The organism is Halomonas campaniensis (assembly GCF_014193375.1).
Lineage (GTDB): Bacteria > Pseudomonadota > Gammaproteobacteria > Pseudomonadales > Halomonadaceae > Halomonas > Halomonas campaniensis.
Map to the genome: position 1 here is coordinate 24,173 of NZ_JACHZF010000018.1, position 16,951 is coordinate 41,123.

The window sequence follows — 16,951 nt, forward strand, 5'->3', positions numbered from 1 at the left end:
GGGTGGCAGTGGATGTATTCAGCCGGCCGGCAGCAGGTCGTAGTGCTTCATCAGGCCTATGGCGAGGCTTAGTGTCACGAAAGCGCCCAGGGTGGCGACCATAAGGGCGGTGGCGCTGACCCCGGCCAGACCGTAGCGCTGGCCGAGCAAGGGATAGACACTGATCATCGGTGCGCAGGCGAACAGCAGCGCGCCGGCAAGCAGCATCGGGTCTGCCTCGGGCATCAGCAGGAAGAAGCCGAGTATCGCGAGGGGATGGAGGAGCAGCTTGCCAATCACGATCTGGCCGACGTCACCGGCCATGCCGCGCACCTGAAGGCCGAATAGCGTGCCACCGATCACGAACAGGGCGGCAGGACCCGCGGCGCTGGCCAGCATGTCGACGACCTGTGCCATGGGGCGAGGCAGGGAGGTGTCGGTCACCGCCAGCATCACGCCCAGTGTCAGGCCGATCAGTATCGGATTGCGAACCAGACGGACGACCGTCTTGCGGGCGGCGGTGATGATTCCGGCGCCGCTCTGGCGGCCCGCTTCGGCCAGGATCAGCGCCGCCGGGATGATCAGCAGGTTCTCGATCAGCATGTTCAAGGCCAGGAAGATGGCTGCTGGCGAAGCGCCGAGTACCATGGCGGCCACCGGATAGCCGATGAAGCCGCTGTTGGAGGCAGACATGCCCAAGGCATGCATGGCCCCCTCGCTGAGAGATTTCCCCTGCAGACGCAGGGTCAGCAGCAGGGCGACCGCGAATACCGCGACAGAGCCAAGTCCATAGGCCAGCAGGTAGTGGGGCTGGATGACTTCGTCGAGGGGGTTCTGGGTCAGGGCCCGGATCACCAGTGACGGCAGCGCGAAGTAGAGCACGAAGGTGCCGATGCCCTGTATCTGCTCGCGGTTTACCAGCTTGGTGGCCATGGCCAGATAGCCCGTGCCGATCAGCAGGAAGATCGGCGTGGTGATGACCAGTATCTCGAGCACGGAGGCCTCCTTGCCGTGGCTCCAGGGAGCAGAGGCCGGCATGCTGAGTCAGCAATGGTGCCGGCCTGCGATCGTTCAGGTAAACAGCGGGGAGGTCGGGGCGACCTGGGAGAGCTCCTGGGCGGCCTGCAGCATTGCCGGTGCCAGCGCCGCCACGCGTTCGGCATCCAGTCGCACGCTGGGGCCTGCGATGCTCAGCACGCCCTGGGGGTGGCCGTCCGCAGGGTGCCGGATCAGTGCCGCCATCGCCGTGGTGCCGGGACCCATGCTGTCGCTGACCCAGCTGTAGCCGCGACTCCGCGTCCACTCGAGGTGCTCGAGGACCTCTTCACGGCTTCGGGGCGCCTGGGGGCCCACCGGGTGGTCGGTCTCCAGGCCGTGGCGCTCAAGCAGCGCCAGTGCCTCTTCAGGGGGCAGGGCGGCGAGCCAGGCGTGACCGCTGGCGGTGCAGAACAGCGGCGCCGCCTTGCCCATATCGGGGTCGTAGCGCAGACCGCTGCGTGCGCCCTGGGCCTTGGCGATCCAGGTCAGGTGGTCACCCTCGATCACCGAGAGCCTAACGAGTTCGCCGCTCTGCTCGGCCAGGCGGTCGAGGATCGGCTGGATGAGGTCGCTGGTCCCGGTGCTGGCCAGGTATCGGAACCCCATTGCTACCAGGCGGGTGGTGAGCTGGTAGCGCTGGCTCATGGGATCCTGGCGCACATGCCCCAGCCGGATCAGTTCGTTGCAGATGCGATGCGCCGCACTCTTGGGGATGCCCAGGCGATCGGCAACGACCAGCAGCGGCAGGCCGCTGGCATCTTCGGAGAGGGCTTCCAGTACGCCCAGAGTGCGTTCGATCAGGCTCCCCGCCATGGTCACATCTCGCTATCCAAAAGATTTACTTTAGAACGTTGTTCAGGAAAAGTCATCGCGCATTGATGGTTCAGTTGACGGTGGCGCGAATATCGCGGGCCTTCTGTTGCAGCAGTGGCAGGTACTCCGTCATCAGGGTGTCGAATGCCACTCGCGCGGCATTGGTGCTGATGTTGATGGCGCCCAGCAGCTTGCCGTTGGCGTCGAAGGCCGGCACGGCGATGGAGCGCAGCCCGGAGTCGAGCTCCTGGTCGGCGATGGCGTAGCCCTGCTGGCGCACCTTGAGGATGCACTTCCTGAGCTCGGCCTTGTCGGTGATGGTCTTGTCGGTATGCTTCTCCAGCACGGCCCGCTCGAGCCAGGCATCGAGCTCCTCGTCCGGCAACTGGGCCAGCAGCACGCGCCCCATGGAGGTATGGGCCGCCGGCAGGCGGGTGCCCACCGAGAGGGTGATGGCCATCAGCCGATGGCGCGAGGAGGAGCGCGCCACGTAGGTGACCTCGTCGCCATCCAGCACCCCCAGCGACGAGGATTCGCCGCAGGCCTCGGTGATATCCTCGAGTACCTGCTGGATCACGCTGCGATAGTCGTTGGCGGAGAGGAAGGCATAGCCCAGCTGCAGCACCCTGGGGGCCAGCTCGAAGACGCGTTGCTGCTTGCGCACGTAGCCCAGGGCATGCAGGGTCAGCAGGAAGCGCCGGGCGCGGGCGCGGTTCATGCCGGTGCGTGCGGCGACCTCGCTGAGGGTCATGCGGGGATGTTCCTCGTCGAAGGCCAGGATCACCTCCAGGCCGCTGGCCAGGGCGGTGACGAAATCGCGATCGTCGGGGGTCAGGACCTCATCCTGTGCTGCGGTTGCCATCCTTCGTGTCCTTGGTCGTGTTGCTCGAATCCACGCTCCAATCTAGCATAGTGTTCGAATTGCGAACACTTGTACGACTTTTTGGCTAGCCCCCGCTGGCCCCTGCCATCGCCGGAGATCACCGATGCCTGCCGCCCTGATCCAGCACCCCTTCATGAGCCAGTCGGCCCTGGCCGAATGCAACGCCGAGGCGATGGTCCAGGCCATGCTGGCCTTCGAGCTGGCCCTGGCCGAGGCTCAGGAGGCCCGCGGTGCCGTCCCCGAGCAGATGAGTGCCCAGATGCGCCATCTCCTCGAGGGCCACCGCTTCGATATCGATGCCATCGCCGCCGGCATCGCCAGCGGCGGCAACGCGGCGATTCCCTTCGTCAAGCAGGCCAGGGCGGCCCTGCCCGCCGAACTCAAGCGCTATTTCCACCAGGGGGCCACCAGCCAGGACGTGGTCGACTCCGCGCTGATGCTGCTGCTCAAGCCGCGCCTGGCGGCCCTGGATGCGCTGCTGCGGCGCTGCCGGGCCGCCGCCATGGCGCTGATGGAGGCCCATGACGAGACCGTGATGGTGGGGCGCACCCTGATGCAGCAGGCGCTGCCGATCACCTTTGGGGTCAAGGTGGCGCACTGGGCCATCGGCCTGGAGCAGGCGCGCCGCCGGCTGGCCGGGGTCGAGCTGCCGGTGCAGTTCGGCGGCGCCGTGGGAGTGCACTCTGGTCTGGAAGAGCCGGGCCGGGATGACCGGGGGCTTGATTACATGGACGCCCTGGCCGAGCGGCTGGGGCTGAGTGCCCCGGTGCTGCCCTGGCACACCGACCGCCAGCCGGTGCATGCCCTGGGCACGGCGCTGGACGCGGTAGCGGGTGCCGCCGAGAAGCTGGCCCTGGACGTGGCACTGCTGACCCAGACCGAGGTGGGCGAGGTAGCCGAGCCCTCGGCCCCCGGCATGGGCGAGTCCTCCTCCATGCCCCACAAGCGCAACCCGGTGCGCTGCGCGCTGATCCGCGGCGCGGCCCGCCAGGTGCATGGCCATGCCACGGTGCTGCTCAACGCCGCCGCCCAGCCCCTGGAGCGGGGCCTGGGGGAGTGGCATGCGGAGTGGGCGCCGCTGGTCGACAGTGCCCTGCTGCTGGAGGGGGCCCTGGAGCAGGCCGCGGTGCTGCTGGAGGGGCTGGAGGTGCACCCCGAGGCGATGCAACGCAATCTGGCCGCTACCGGCGGCGGGATCATGGCCGAGCCGGTGGCGAAGCTGCTGGCGCCGACCCTGGGGCCGGACGCCGCCAAGCGCATCAGCGCCGAGGCCGCCGAGACGGCGCGCCTGCAGGGAGTGGCCTACGCCGCGGCGCTCAATGTCCATCCCGAGGTGCAGGGCCGGCTGGACCCGGAGGAGGTGGCCCGTGTCACGGATCCGTCATTATACCTTGGTAGCAGTCGGGTTCAGGTGGCGCGCGCCGCCGAGTGGCTGATGACCAGTTAAGCGACTGTCCGGGAAGACATTGTGTCGTACGAGAGGGGAAGGCCTGGCCTTCCCCTCTCGGCGTTCAGAGCGTCGACAATTTGACGCTGGCCGACGGCGGGAGTAATTTGTTCGCATCACAAAACAAAGTTCGTTATTCGAACTTTTGCGAGAGTCACCGCCAGGAGGAGATCCCATGGCCGAGTTCCTTAGCCTGCATGACGCGGTTGCGCGCTACGTCGAGGATGGCGCTACCGTTGCCATGGAGGGCTTCACCCACCTGATTCCCTTCGCCGCGGGTCACGAGGTGATTCGCCAGAAGAAACGCGACCTGACCCTGATCCGCATGACCCCCGACCTGATCTACGATCAGCTGATCGGCGCGGGCTGCGCGAAGAAGGTGATCTTCTCCTGGGGCGGCAACCCCGGCGTGGGCTCCCTGCATCGCCTGCGCGACGCCGTGGAGAAGGGTTGGCCCCACAGGGTCGAGATCCTCGAGCACAGCCATGCCGCCATGGCCTGCGCCTTCGAGGCCGGCGCGGCGGGCCTGCCCCTGGCGGTACTGCGCGGCTACGTGGGCAGCGAGCTGCCCAGCGTCAACGACCAGATCAAGTTCATCGAGTGCCCCTTCACCGGTGAGCGCCTGGCCGCGGTGCCCTCGGTGCGCCCGGACGTCTCCATCGTCCACGCCCAGAAGGCCGACCGCGCCGGCAACGTGCTGGTGGAAGGCATCGTCGGCGTGCAGAAGGAGGCGGTGCTGGCGGCCAAGAAGAGCATCGTCACCGTCGAGGAGATCGTCGAGGACCTGCGCACCGAGCCCGGCTACCACCCCAACACCTGCATCATTCCCGGCTGGGCCATCGACGCCATCGCGGTGGCCGAGAAGGGCTCGCTGCCCTCCTATGCCCACGGCTACTACCCGCGCAACAACGCCTTCTACAAGGAGTGGGATGCCATCGCCCGGGATCGCGACACCTTCACGGCCTGGATCGAAGAAAACGTCATGAACGCAGGGGGTAACGCCTGATGAGCCTCGACTACACTTCCTCGGAGATGATGACCGTCACCGCGGCTCGCGCCCTGGAGAACGGCACCACCTGCTTCGTCGGCATCGGCCTGCCCTCCGAGGCGGCCAACCTGGCGCGCCTGACCCACGCCCCCGACGTGGTGCTGATCTACGAGTCCGGCACCCTGCAGACCAAACCCGACGTGCTGCCGCTCTCCATCGGAGACGGCGAGCTGGCCGAGACGGCGCTCACCACCGTGGCGGTGCCGGAGATGTTCCGCTACTGGCTGCAGGGCGGGAAGATCGACGTGGGCTTCCTGGGCACCGCCCAGATCGACCGCTACTGCAACCTCAACACCACCCTGATCGGCGACTACCGCGAGCCCAAGGTGCGCCTGCCGGGCGGCGGCGGGGCGCCGGAGATCGCAACGAATGCGGGCGAGGTCTTCATCACCCTGAAGCACTCCAGGCGCGCCTTCGTCGACCGGGTCGACTTCGTCACCACCCTGGGCTTCGGCCGTGACGGCAAGGGCCGCGACGGCGTGCCCAATATCGGCAAGGGCCCGACCCGGGTGATCACCGATCTGTGCGTGATGAAGCCGGACCCCGAGACCAAGGAGCTCGTCGTGGTGTCGCTCCATCCGGGCGTGACCCGCGAGGAGGTGATCGAGGCCACCGGCTGGGAGATCCGCTTCGCCGAGCGGCTCGAGACCACACCTGTGCCCTCGGCCCATGAGCTCGAGATCCTGCGGGACCTGAAGGACCGCACCGCCCGCGCCCATGCCGGGGCGTGATGCCGCCACTCGCAGCGATTTCCAGGAGATAAGGCAATGACCGACGTATTCCTCTGCCATCCGCGGCGCAGCGCCGTGGGCCGCTTCGGCGGTACCCTCTCGAGTGTGCGCCCCGACGACCTGGCGGCCGCCATCGTCAAGGCAGTGCTGGCGCAAGCGCCCGATCTGGACCCTTCCGCCATCGAGGAGGTCTTCATGGGCTGCGCCAACCAGGCCGGCGAGGACAACCGCAACGTGGCGCGCATGGCGTCGCTGCTGGCGGGCCTGCCGGTGTCCATCCCCGGCACCACCCTGAACCGCCTGTGCGGCTCCGGCATGGACGCGGTGGGCACCGCCTTTCGCGCCATCAAGGCCGGCGAGATGGAGCTGGCGCTGGCCGGCGGCGTGGAGTCCATGTCCCGGGCCCCCTACGTGATGGGCAAGGCCGACAGCGCCTTCTCCCGGGGCCAGAAGATCGAGGACACCACCATCGGCTGGCGCTTCATCAACCCGCTGATGAAGAAGGCCTATGGCGTCGAGTCCATGCCGGAGACCGCCGAGAACGTCGCCGAGCAGTTCAAGATCTCCCGTGAGGACCAGGACGCCTTCGCCCTGCGCTCCCAGCAGAAGGCCGCCGCCGCCCAGGCCGCCGGTCGCTTCGCGTGTGAGATCACCGCCATCGAGATCCCGCGCCGCAAGCAGGAGCCGCTGCGCTTCGACCAGGACGAGCACCTGCGCGCGACGACGCTCGAGAAGCTCGCCGGCCTGCCGACGCCCTTCCGCGAGGGCGGCAGCGTCACCGCCGGCAACGCCTCGGGCGTCAACGACGGCGCTGCCGCCATGCTGGTGGCAAGCGCCGTCGCGGTGGAGAAGCACGGCCTCACCCCCATGGCGAAGATCCTCGGCATGGCCACCGCCGGCGTCGAGCCGCGCATCATGGGCATCGGCCCGGTACCCGCGGTGCAGAAGCTGCTCGCGCGCACCGGCGTGTCGCTGGACGAGATCGACGTGATCGAGCTCAACGAGGCCTTCGCCGCCCAGGCCCTGGCCTGCCTGCGCGAGCTGGGGATTGCCGACGACGACCCGCGGGTCAACCCCAACGGCGGTGCCATCGCCCTGGGCCACCCGCTGGGCATGTCCGGCGCCCGCCTGCTGATGACCGCCGCCCATGAGCTGCAGAAGAGCGGCAAGCGCTACGCCCTGTGCACCATGTGCGTGGGCGTGGGGCAGGGCATTGCTACCCTGATCGAGCGGGTTTAACAGGAGAGTTTCCATGGCATTTCTGAACATCAACGGGCGCAGCGTCGCCTATCGCCTGCTCGGCAGCGAGGCCAACCCCCTGGTGGTGCTGGCGCACCCCCTGGGGATGAGCCAGGCGGTATGGGACGACGTCCTGCCGGCGCTGCTGCCGCGCTACCGGGTGCTGACCTGGGACCTGCCCGGCCACGGCGCCAGCCAGGCCTGGGGCGAGCGTCCGGTCACCCCGGTCGACCTGGCCGCCGAGGCCCTGGCCCTGGCCGATCTCGCCGGTGCCGAGCGCTTCCACTTCGCCGGCACCTCCATCGGCGGCGTGGTGGGCCAGCAGCTGATCAGCGAGCACGCCGAGCGCCTGCTCTCCGCCACCCTGACCAACACCGGGGCGGTGATCGGCAATGCCGAACTGTGGAACACCCGCGCCGGCCGCATCCGCCAGGAAGGCCTGGCGGCGATGTCCGAGGAGATCGTGCCGCGCTGGTTCGCCCCGGCCTGCTTCGAGGCGGAGCCTGCCCTCAAGGCGGGCTGGTGCACCCAGATGGGCCGCGGCGACGATGACGCCTACGCCAGGCTGTGCGAGATGCTGGGCAGCCACGCCTTTACCGGCAAGCTCAGCGGCAAGCCGGTGAAGGTGCAGTTGCTGGGCGGCAGCGAGGACCTTGCTACCCCGCCGGCGACCCTCGAGGCCCTGGCCGCGGAGCTCGACGGCGCGCCCCTCGAGATCCTCGAGGGCGTCGGTCACGTGCCCTCCGTGGAGGTGCCCGGCCTGTTCGCCGAGAAGCTGCTGGCGGTGATGGCGGTGGACCTGGGCGATGTCGGCCATCAGGGCGTCGACTACGCCACGGGCCTTGAGACCCGCAAGCAGGTGCTGGGCGAGGCCCACGTGGCGCGCTCCACCGAGAACGCCACCAGCCTGGACGCCCCCTTCCAGCAGATGATCACCCGCCTGGCCTGGGGCGAGCTGTGGAGCAACGACGACCTGACCCGTCGCGAGCGCAGCATGATCACCACCGGCATCCTGGCCGCGCTGGGCCGCGAGGAGCTGACGCTGCACCTCAAGACGGCGAAGCGCATCGGCCTGACCGAGGCGGAGCTGCGTCAGGTGCTGATGCACGTGGCCATCTATGGCGGCGTGCCGGCGGCCAACCACGCCTTCGCCCTGGCCAAGGAGCTGGGCTGGGGTGATGCCCGCTAGGTGACGGTCGCGCCCCGCTCCCTGGCGGGGCTGTCTCGACGCCCCCTGTGGGCGCCGGCAGGAGGTGGACATGCTCAATGCCCGGATCAAGCTGCGTCACCTGCAGGCCTTCCTGGAGGTCGCCCGGCAGCGCAGCTTTGCACGTGCCGCCGAGCGCCTGGCGATCACCCAGCCGGGGATCTCCAAGACCATCCGTGAGCTCGAGGAGATCCTGACGGCCAGCCTGTTCGAGCGCACCCCTAAGGGGGTGGCGCTGACCCAGGCGGGCCTGACCCTGCTGCGCCATGCCGGCCCTGCCATTCGCGCCCTGGAGGAGGGGGTCGGCGCCATCGGCGAGGCCCGCGATGGCGAGCGTCCGCTGCGGGTGGGGGCGCTCTCCACCGTGGAGAGTCGGTTGCTGCCCGAGGCATTGCGGCGCTGGCACGCGGAGGGGGCGGAGCATGCCGACGTCGGCGTGAACGTGGTGACCGGCCCCAGCGCCTTCCTGCTCTCGCGGCTGCGCCGCGGCGAGCTGGACCTGGTGGTGGGGCGCATGACCGAGGCGCGCGAGATCCAGGACCTGGCCTTCGAGCACCTCTATTACGAGCGGCTGCTGCTGATGGTGCGTGCCGGCCACCCGCTGGCCGGCGTGAGCCCGCTGCCGGCCGACGCGCTGGGCGCCTACCCCTGGGTGCTGCCGCCGCCCCAGACGACCCTGCGCCAGCAGGTGGACAGCTTCTGCCTGAGCCACGCCCTGGTCCTGCCGGCGCGGCGGCTGGAGACGCTGTCGCTGCCGCTGAGTCGCGGCTACACCCTGGGCAGCGATGCGATCTGGGTGGCGCCCGAGGAGGCCGTGGAAGGGAGCGTGGCGGCAGGAGAGCTCTGCGAGCTGGCGTTGCCCCTGGAGCAGCAGGGCGGCTCGGTGGGGCTCTGCCTCAATGCCACCCTGCGACCCTCGCTGGCGCTGGAGGCCTTCTGCGAGCGCCTGAGGCAGGTGGCGGCCAGCCTGAAGTGAGAACGGTGCCTTCCCATAACCTGGGGGTTATATCGGGTGGCCGAGACGTCAATGGTCAGCCGGTGTCAATGCCGCGACACTGACCCAGGTCAATCATCCACCCCCGGAGACGATCGTCATGCAGGAAGAGAACAAGCGCTTCGTCGAGCGCGACCGCAACTGGCATCCGCCGGCCTATGCCCCCGGCTACAAGACCTCCGTGGCCCGCTCCCCGCAGCAGGCCCTGGTCAGCATGCAGAAGCCCACCGTGTCGGAGCTCTCCGGTCCCGATTTCCGGCATCTGCGCATGGGCCCCCACGACAACGACCTGCTGCTCAACTTCACTCAGGGTCAGGGCCTTCCCCAGGGCGAGCGCATCATCATGTTCGGCCGCGTGGTCGACCAGTTCGGCAAGCCGGTGCCCCACACCCTGGTGGAGATGTGGCAGGCCAACGCCGGCGGCCGCTACCGCCACAAGAACGACCGCTACCTGGCGCCGCTGGATCCCAACTTCGGCGGCGTGGGCCGCTGCCTGACCGATGACCAGGGCTGGTACCGCTTCCGCACCATCAAGCCGGGCCCCTATCCCTGGCCGAACGACATGAACAGCTGGCGTCCGTCCCATATCCACGTCTCGGTGATGGGGCCGTCGATCTCCACGCGCCTGATCACCCAGATGTACTTCGAGGGCGATCCGCTGATTCCGCTGTGCCCCATCGTCAACACCATCAAGGATCGCGACGCCGTCGAGACCATGATCGGTCGCCTGGACATGGCCCGCAGCAACCCCATGGACTGCCTGGCCTATCGCTTCGACCTGGTGGTACGAGGCGAGCTGCAGACCTATTTCGAGAATCAGTGACAGGGGCAACGAGATGAACCAGCCGAATTCCCGACCCACCAGCGAACTGATGCTTCGCGAGACCGCTTCCCAGACCGCCGGGCCCTACGTGCATATCGGCCTGGCCCTGGCCGCCGCCGGTAACCCGACCCGCGACGAGGAGATCTGGAACGAGATGGCCCGTGATGGGGCCGAGGGTGAGCAGATCGAGATCGTCGGTACCGTGATCGACGGCAACGGCGACCTGGTGCGCGACGCCTTCATCGAGGCCTGGCAGGCCGATGCCAATGGCGAGTACCAGCGCGAGTTCGACCTGAAGAAGCCGTTCAACAGCTTCGGTCGCACCGCCACAACCTTCGACCACGGCAGCGAATGGTCGCTCAAGACCATCAAGCCGGGCTCGGTGGCCCATGCCAGCGGGCAGTCCCAGGCACCGCACATCAACCTGACGATCTTCGCCCGGGGCATCAACATCCACCTGCAGACGCGCCTCTACTTCGAGGACGAGGCCGAGGCCAACGGCAAGTGCCCTGTGCTGACCCGCATCGAGTCGCCGACCCGCCGCCAGACCCTGATCGCCCGGCGCGAGGAGGTCGACGGCAAGGTGCGCTATCGCCTCGATATTCGCCTGCAGGGCGAGGGTGAAACCGTCTTCTTCGATTTCTGATTGGGCGCCCTGGTCTTCAGGGTCCCGGTCATCCGCGCCGCCCCCCGGGGCGGCGTTCGGCGTTGCTGACGCCGAGCACCAGCCGCGGGGGAAATCCCCCTGATGACAATAGAGCCACGGTACCGCTTCGGTACCAAGAGAGATCACCATGTCCAACCCCTGCATCATCTGTGTCGCCATCACCGGCAGCCTGCCGCGCAAGGAAAACAACCCGGCCGTGCCGATCACCGTCGAGGAGCAGATCGAGAGCACTCAGGCGGCCTTCGAGGCCGGAGCGACCATCGCCCACTGCCACGTGCGCAACGATGACCAGACCCCCAGCTCCGACCCGGAGAAGTTCGCGCGCCTGGTGGAAGGCCTGAAGAAGCACTGCCCGGGCATGATCATCCAGCTCTCCACCGGCGGCCGCTCCGGGGCCGGCGAGGAGCGTGGCGGCATGCTGCCGCTCAAGCCCGACATGGCAAGCCTGTCGGTGGGCTCCAACAACTTCCCCAACCGGGTCTACGAGAACTCCCCCCAGCTGGTCGACTGGCTGGCCGGCGAGATGCTCAAGTACGACATCAAGCCCGAGATCGAGGCCTTCGACCTGTCGCACATCCACCAGGCGGTCAACCTGTCGAAGCAGGGCAAGCTCAAGGCGCCGCTCTACGTGCAGTTCGTGATGGGCGTGAAGAACGCCATGCCGGCCGACAAGCCGACCTTCGACTTCTACATCGAGACCCTCAAGCGCCTGGCGCCGGATGCCCAGTGGTGCGGCGCCGGTGTCGGTTCCAACCAGCTCAAGCTCAACGAGTGGTCCATCGCCGCCGGCGGCCATACCCGCACCGGCCTCGAGGACAACGTGCGCATCGACCGCGACACCCTGGCCCCCTCCAACGCGGCCCTGGTCGAGCGTGCCGTGGCGCTGTGCGAGAAGTACGAGCGTCCGGTGGCCACCTGGCAGCAGGCTCGCGAGATCCTGGGCCTCGGCCAGCCCGCCTGATCCAACCGCACGGGGTGCACGCCGCCTGCCGTCTCACGGCAGGCGGCGTTTGCATGACTTCGATACCAGGAGGGGAAGCGCATGAACACGACAGTCGACGAACGTACGCCCGACCATGACGAGATCGTCCGCGTGGTGCAGGGCTATGTGGAGGGCTTTCAGGGTCGTCGGGACAAGCTCGAGGAGGCCTTCCACGAGGACGCTTGGATCCTGGCAGTGGACGCCGAGGGCGGCTTCAGCAAGGACCTGATCAGCGACCGCTTCGAGCGCTGGGCGGCCAGCCACCGGCAGGTGCGCGGTCGCGTCATCCAGGTGACCCAGGCCGGCGAGGTGGCCAGCGTGCTGCTGGGCTTCGACAACACCGAGACCCCGGCCGACTCCTGGGTGGACGTGCTGGCGCTGCTCAAGCTCGACGGCCGCTGGCAGATCACCCACAAGAGCGCCGTGCACAGCACCCGGGCGGCCTGGGCAAGCCCGGTCGCGTCCTGAATCAGGCTTGAGACTGGCGGGCGCCGATCGAGCGCCCGCCTTCAGCGCAGCCCGTACTTCTTCAGCCGGTAGGCGTAGGCGGGGCGGGTCATGCCCAGGCGGCGAGCGGCGGCGGCGATATTGCCGTCACTTGCGGCCTGGGCCGCCACCAGCATCTCCCTCTCGATATCCTCCGGCGTCAGCCCGGCGTCGAACAGCGCCTGGATATGCCGGCGAGGCGAGGCGTCCTCGTGCGAGGCGTCCGCCGACTCGACCAGGCGCCCCTGGTCGTCCAGCCCCTGGCTCTTCTCCCGCTGCAGCGTCGGCACCTGGTAGTCGCCGAACAGCGCACGCTCGGTGATGTGCTTGTGATCCGCGGTCAGGATCACGCCGCGCTCGATGGTGTTCTTGAGCTCGCGCACGTTGCCCGGCCAGGCGTACTGGAGCATGGCCGCGCGCGCCTGGTCGGAGAAGCCGAGGGTGCGCCGCTGGTAGTGGTGCTCGCAGCGGGCGAGGAAGTGCTCGGCCAGGGCGGAAGTGTCCTCGCGGCGCTCGCGCAGGGGCGGCACCGTCAGGGTGAAGGCGTTGAGGCGGAAGAACAGGTCACGGCGGAAGCGGCCCTCCTCGACGCGCTGGTGAAGATCGGTGTGGGTGGCGGCCACCACCCGGACATCCACCTCCCTGACCTCCTGGCCGCCGACGCGCTCGATCTGATGCTCCTGCAGGGCGCGCAGCAACGCCGCCTGGGCGCGGGGCGAGAGCTCGGCCAGCTCATCCAGGAAGAGAGTGCCCCCGTGGGCGCGCTCGAAGCGCCCGAGGCGTGACTGGGTCGCGCCGGTGTAGGCGCCCTTCTCCACGCCGAACAGCTCCGACTCGATCAGCTCCGGCGGGATGGCGGCACAGTTGACGGCGATGAAGGGGCCCTCGGCGCGCTGGCTGTGGTCGTGCAGGCGCCGGGCCAGGATCTCCTTGCCGGTGCCGGTCTCGCCCAGCAGCAGCACCGGCACCTCGGCGGCGGCGGCGCTGTCGAGCATGGCGAGCATCTCGCGAAAGGCCGGGGCCGAACCGATGGGGCCCCAGTCCTCGTCGCGGGGTCGCCGGGCGAGATCTCCCTCCAGGGTGGCCACCCGAGCCTGCAGGTCGTAGAGCTCGTCGATCAGCGGGGCTTCGCGCAGCAGGGCCGAGAAGGCCTCATGATCCGACCACTCCTCGGCAAACCGCCCTTCGATGCGGCACTGGGCATCGCCGCAGCCCATGCACTCCACTTCCCGATACTGCACCTCGCGTCCCAGCAGCTGGGTGGCATAGCCGGAGGCGTAGCCCAGCAGCGTCCAGCAGACCGGGGTGGCCTGCACGCCCCGGGGGCGCCACACCTCCACCTCGAAGGAGCCCTTCCAGATGAACTCGCTGTGGAAGCGGTTGTGCTCGGGGTCGATCTCGACCCGGACCGGGATCGCCTGCACGTGCCCCTGCAGGGCATGCAGCTGGGGGCCGGCCAGGAAGCTGTCGCGCAGGCCCAGCGCCTTGCCGCGCAGCGCCTCGCCCAGCTCGGCATCCTGCAGCCCGGAGTAGTAGCCCAGGCGAATGAAGACGCCCCGAGCGCGTTCGATGCCCAGCGTAGTGACCAGCTCGTTGCGGAAGAAGGCCGATGCCTGAAGAGACATCAGCAGCATGCGCTGCTCGCCCAGCCAGATCTGCCCCTCTTCCGGCAGGAAGCGCAGGGCATCCATCAGGTCGCGGGCGCTGGGGTAGTCATGGGGAATGGCGGGCATGGCGGTCTCGCTGAACACCGGGAAGCGAACCGGCACAGGATAGCATCCCGTGTCGCCGGGCGGGGCCGCGCGGGCGACGAGAACCTGTCGGCGGAGATGCTGATTTGGTCACGGGCTCATCAAATGATTAAGCGAAAATATCGAACACCTGTCCGTCAAGCGCACGAGAAGGGCCGAAGCGCCTCCCTAGGTCGTTGATGCCTCGCATCTTTCCGAATCCGGCACGGTTCTTGACAGGGTAATGGCGTGGAGCCGGGTGCTAACCCTTTGTTTTATACGAAAGTATAAGAGTGATGGGCGGCCTGCTCTGCTGATGACATGCCCTTGACGACAAGACGGGTGACACTGACATGCAACACACAAAAACGCCGCCCTCACGGCACCTCTCCGCGTACCGGCTCGGGGCCCTGGCCCTGTTCGGTGCCTTGCTGCTGCCCACCACGCTCTCGGCCGGCGAGCCGGATGCCCGCGAGCCCGCCGAGGTCTACCGCCAGGTCTGCGCCCACTGCCACGCCCCGGACAAGGCGGTCGGCCCGGTGATCACCAACGCCTTTCCCGAGGCGGCCCAGGAGGCCTGGGTCAACTACATCCGCATGACCGTGCGCAACGGTCGGGCCGCCATGCCCTCCTTCCGCCCGGCCAAGATCAGCGACACCGAGCTCGATGCCCTGAGCGCGGCTCTGGCCCGCGGTGATTTTGCCGACACCGCCGCTGGCGAGGAGTGAGGCCATGAAACTGACGCGTCGACAGCTGCTCAAGAATGGCCTGCTGCTGGGCTCGGCGGTACCGCTGACCATGGCCGCCGCTTGGGCCGGCCAGGCGACCCCGGGCGGGGCGCCCATCCATGGGGCGATTCGCCTCTACGGCGTGGACCGCTCGGCCACCGAGCTGGGCCTGGGGCTGCGCCAGCAGGGCTGGGAGCCGCGCTACGAGGGGCGCCTCGACCCCCTGGCGCTCAATGCGCTGCCGGCGGGGACCCTGATCACCGGCTTCACCGATGAGGCGGGCCTGGTGCTGCTGACCAGCCTGCTGGCCGGCCGGGGACAGATCCTGGCCCTGGGGCGCCATGACGAGGGTCGCCACCACCTGGTGAGCCACCGCGGCCCGGTCGCCGAGCCGCTGGCGCTCTCCGGCGGCAGCTGGCAGTCCGCTCTGGGACGCGAGTACGCCCGCCTGGCGCTGGCCGGCGCGGCCGGTCGCGAGGCGCGCCAGTTCCGCCGCCCTGCCGATACCGGTGCCCGCGAGCTGAGCTTCCTGGTCCGGGTCTGAGCCCCTACTACAACAAGCGAGAGAACACCCCATGAGCACGACACAGCGCATTCTTCCCAAGGGCGTCAGCGAGGCGGACTTCGACACCGCCCTGAGCCGTTTTCGCGAGATTGTCGGGGCCGACAGCGTCCTGACCGAAGGGAGCCAGCTGGCGCCCTACACCAAGATCATGATGGCCGGCGACGACCGCGACTACATTCCCTCGGCGGCGGTGATGCCGACCAGCGCCGAGCAGGTCCAGGCGATCGTGCGCACCTGCAACGAGTTCAAGGTGCCGATCTGGACCATCTCCACCGGCAAGAACCTGGGCTACGGCTCGGCGGCGCCGGGGGAGACCGGCCAGGTGATCCTCGACCTGCACCGCATGAATCGCATCCTCGAGGTGGATCCGGACTCCTGCACCGCGTTGGTGGAGCCCGGCGTCACCTACCAGCAGCTCTACGACTACATCCAGGAGAAGGGCCACAAGCTGTGGCTCTCGGTGCCGGCCCCCTCGGCCATCGCCGGCCCGGTGGGTAACACCCTGGATCGCGGCGTGGGCTACACCCCCTATGGCGAGCACTTCATGTTCCAGTGCGGCATGGAGGTGGTGCTGGCCAACGGCGAGATGATCCGTACCGGGATGGGCGGCATCGAGAACTCGACCTCCTGGCAGGTTTTCAAGTGGGGCTATGGCCCCTACCTGGACGGCCTCTTCTCACAGTCCAACTACGGCGTCGTCACCAAGATGGGGCTGTGGCTGATGCCGGAGCCGCCGGCCTATCGCCCCTTCCTGATCCAGTACCCCGATCCGGAGGATATCGAGGAGATCGTCGAGATCATGCGCCCGCTGCGCATCGCGCAGATCATCCCCAACGCCGTGGTGATCGTGCACACCCTGTGGGATGCCGGTACCCACGTGGAGCGCAAGGCCTACTACGACGGCACCGAGTCCATCCCGCGGGAGGCCATCGAGCGCATCAAGCAGGACGAGGGGATCGGCGAGTGGAACATCTACGCCGCCCTCTACGGCACGCCGGAGCAGATCGAGGTCAACTGGAACATCATCGAGCAGGCCTTCAGCAAGAGCGGCAAGGCCCAGATCATGTTCGGCGCGGAAGCCGAGAAGCGCGGCGGCGGCTTCGAGTACCGTTCGGCGCTGATGAAGGGTGAGATGAACCTGCAGGAGTTCGGCCTCTATAACTGGCGCGGGGGCGGCGGCTCCATGTGGTTCGCCCCGGTCTCCCAGGCCAAGGGCAGCGAGACCCGCGACCAGACCGAGCTGGCTCAGCAGATCCTCGGCAAGTACGGCTTCGACTACGTGGCCGAGTACATCGTCGGCTGGCGCGATATGCACCACGTCATCGACCTGCTCTACAACCGCCAGGACCCGGAGGAGACCCGGCGCGCCCACGACTGCTTCGCCGAGCTGATCGACGAGTTCGCCAAGCGCGGCTATGGCCTCTACCGTACCAACAACGAGTTCATGGAGCAGGTGGCCGGCACCTTCGGCGAGCCGCTGCGCGAGGTACACACCACCCTGAAGCGTGCCCTGGACCCCAACGGGATTCTCTCCCCGGGCAAGTCCGGCATTCGCCTGTAACCGTCCGTCGATGAACCGACCGTAAGGAAG

General features: G+C 68.2%; 17 protein-coding genes. 13 read left to right on the forward strand and 4 right to left on the reverse strand.

The window, feature by feature from the left end; translation table 11 throughout:
• Positions 1-18 precede the first annotated feature (18 nt).
• The 3 genes from BDK63_RS12750 to BDK63_RS12760 form a co-directional block, all read right to left on the reverse strand.
• Positions 19-975 (reverse strand): AEC family transporter, encoded by a 957-nt coding sequence (locus tag BDK63_RS12750; RefSeq protein ID WP_183332554.1) that lies wholly within the window; start codon positions 973-975, stop codon positions 19-21.
• Between the two features lie 75 nt (positions 976-1,050).
• Entirely contained in the window at positions 1,051-1,830 is a 780-nt protein-coding gene (locus tag BDK63_RS12755) for an IclR family transcriptional regulator (RefSeq protein WP_183332556.1), read from the reverse strand.
• A gap of 70 nt (positions 1,831-1,900) precedes the next feature.
• Positions 1,901-2,692: an IclR family transcriptional regulator domain-containing protein gene (locus tag BDK63_RS12760; protein WP_183332558.1), complete on the reverse strand. Its 792-nt coding sequence runs from the start codon at positions 2,690-2,692 to the stop codon at positions 1,901-1,903.
• Between the two features lie 124 nt (positions 2,693-2,816).
• Here BDK63_RS12760 and BDK63_RS12765 point away from each other — a divergent pair, with 124 nt between their 5' ends.
• The 10 genes from BDK63_RS12765 (at position 2,817) to BDK63_RS12810 (ending at position 12,319) form a co-directional block, all read left to right on the forward strand.
• A complete protein-coding gene (locus tag BDK63_RS12765) occupies positions 2,817-4,160 on the forward strand; it encodes a class-II fumarase/aspartase family protein (protein ID WP_183332560.1) in 1,344 nt (447 codons plus the stop codon).
• A 175-nt stretch (positions 4,161-4,335) separates the two neighbouring features.
• Positions 4,336-5,166: a CoA transferase subunit A gene (locus BDK63_RS12770; RefSeq protein ID WP_183332562.1), complete on the forward strand. Its 831-nt coding sequence runs from the start codon at positions 4,336-4,338 to the stop codon at positions 5,164-5,166.
• On the forward strand, positions 5,166-5,939 hold the full coding sequence (locus BDK63_RS12775; protein WP_183332564.1) for a CoA-transferase subunit beta: 774 nt from the start codon (positions 5,166-5,168) through the stop codon (positions 5,937-5,939). The genes BDK63_RS12770 and BDK63_RS12775 overlap by 1 nt, the downstream gene beginning before the upstream one ends.
• A gap of 36 nt (positions 5,940-5,975) precedes the next feature.
• Positions 5,976-7,178 (forward strand): 3-oxoadipyl-CoA thiolase, encoded by a 1,203-nt coding sequence (gene pcaF, locus BDK63_RS12780; protein WP_183332566.1) that lies wholly within the window; start codon positions 5,976-5,978, stop codon positions 7,176-7,178.
• A gap of 13 nt (positions 7,179-7,191) precedes the next feature.
• Entirely contained in the window at positions 7,192-8,367 is a 1,176-nt protein-coding gene (locus BDK63_RS12785) for an alpha/beta fold hydrolase (protein ID WP_183332568.1), read from the forward strand.
• 70 nt (positions 8,368-8,437) lie between these two features.
• On the forward strand, positions 8,438-9,361 hold the full coding sequence (gene pcaQ, locus BDK63_RS12790; RefSeq protein WP_183332570.1) for a pca operon transcription factor PcaQ: 924 nt from the start codon (positions 8,438-8,440) through the stop codon (positions 9,359-9,361).
• A gap of 118 nt (positions 9,362-9,479) precedes the next feature.
• Positions 9,480-10,202, forward strand: a complete 723-nt coding sequence (pcaH, locus tag BDK63_RS12795) for a protocatechuate 3,4-dioxygenase subunit beta (protein WP_183332572.1) — start codon at positions 9,480-9,482, stop codon at positions 10,200-10,202.
• A gap of 13 nt (positions 10,203-10,215) precedes the next feature.
• On the forward strand, positions 10,216-10,848 hold the full coding sequence (pcaG, locus tag BDK63_RS12800; protein WP_183332574.1) for a protocatechuate 3,4-dioxygenase subunit alpha: 633 nt from the start codon (positions 10,216-10,218) through the stop codon (positions 10,846-10,848).
• Between the two features lie 148 nt (positions 10,849-10,996).
• Complete coding sequence (locus BDK63_RS12805) at positions 10,997-11,830, forward strand: 3-oxoadipate:acetyl-CoA acetyltransferase (RefSeq protein ID WP_183332576.1); 834 nt, start codon at positions 10,997-10,999, stop codon at positions 11,828-11,830.
• An 81-nt stretch (positions 11,831-11,911) separates the two neighbouring features.
• Positions 11,912-12,319: a nuclear transport factor 2 family protein gene (locus tag BDK63_RS12810; protein ID WP_183332578.1), complete on the forward strand. Its 408-nt coding sequence runs from the start codon at positions 11,912-11,914 to the stop codon at positions 12,317-12,319.
• A 41-nt stretch (positions 12,320-12,360) separates the two neighbouring features.
• On the opposite strand, the gene BDK63_RS12815 is transcribed toward BDK63_RS12810, so the two are convergent.
• Positions 12,361-14,106 carry a sigma 54-interacting transcriptional regulator gene (locus BDK63_RS12815; RefSeq protein ID WP_221202615.1) on the reverse strand — a complete coding sequence of 582 codons (1,746 nt, stop codon included), beginning with the start codon at positions 14,104-14,106 and terminating at the stop codon, positions 12,361-12,363.
• A gap of 314 nt (positions 14,107-14,420) precedes the next feature.
• Here BDK63_RS12815 and BDK63_RS12820 point away from each other — a divergent pair, with 314 nt between their 5' ends.
• The 3 genes from BDK63_RS12820 to BDK63_RS12830 are packed head-to-tail and all read left to right on the forward strand — an operon-like array spanning position 14,421 to position 16,921.
• Entirely contained in the window at positions 14,421-14,795 is a 375-nt protein-coding gene (locus BDK63_RS12820) for a c-type cytochrome (protein WP_183332580.1), read from the forward strand.
• Between the two features lie 4 nt (positions 14,796-14,799).
• Complete coding sequence (locus BDK63_RS12825) at positions 14,800-15,339, forward strand: hypothetical protein (RefSeq protein ID WP_183332582.1); 540 nt, start codon at positions 14,800-14,802, stop codon at positions 15,337-15,339.
• A gap of 31 nt (positions 15,340-15,370) precedes the next feature.
• Positions 15,371-16,921, forward strand: coding sequence for an FAD-binding oxidoreductase (locus BDK63_RS12830; RefSeq protein WP_183332584.1), 1,551 nt, complete (start codon positions 15,371-15,373; stop codon positions 16,919-16,921).
• Positions 16,922-16,951: the final 30 nt, after the last annotated feature.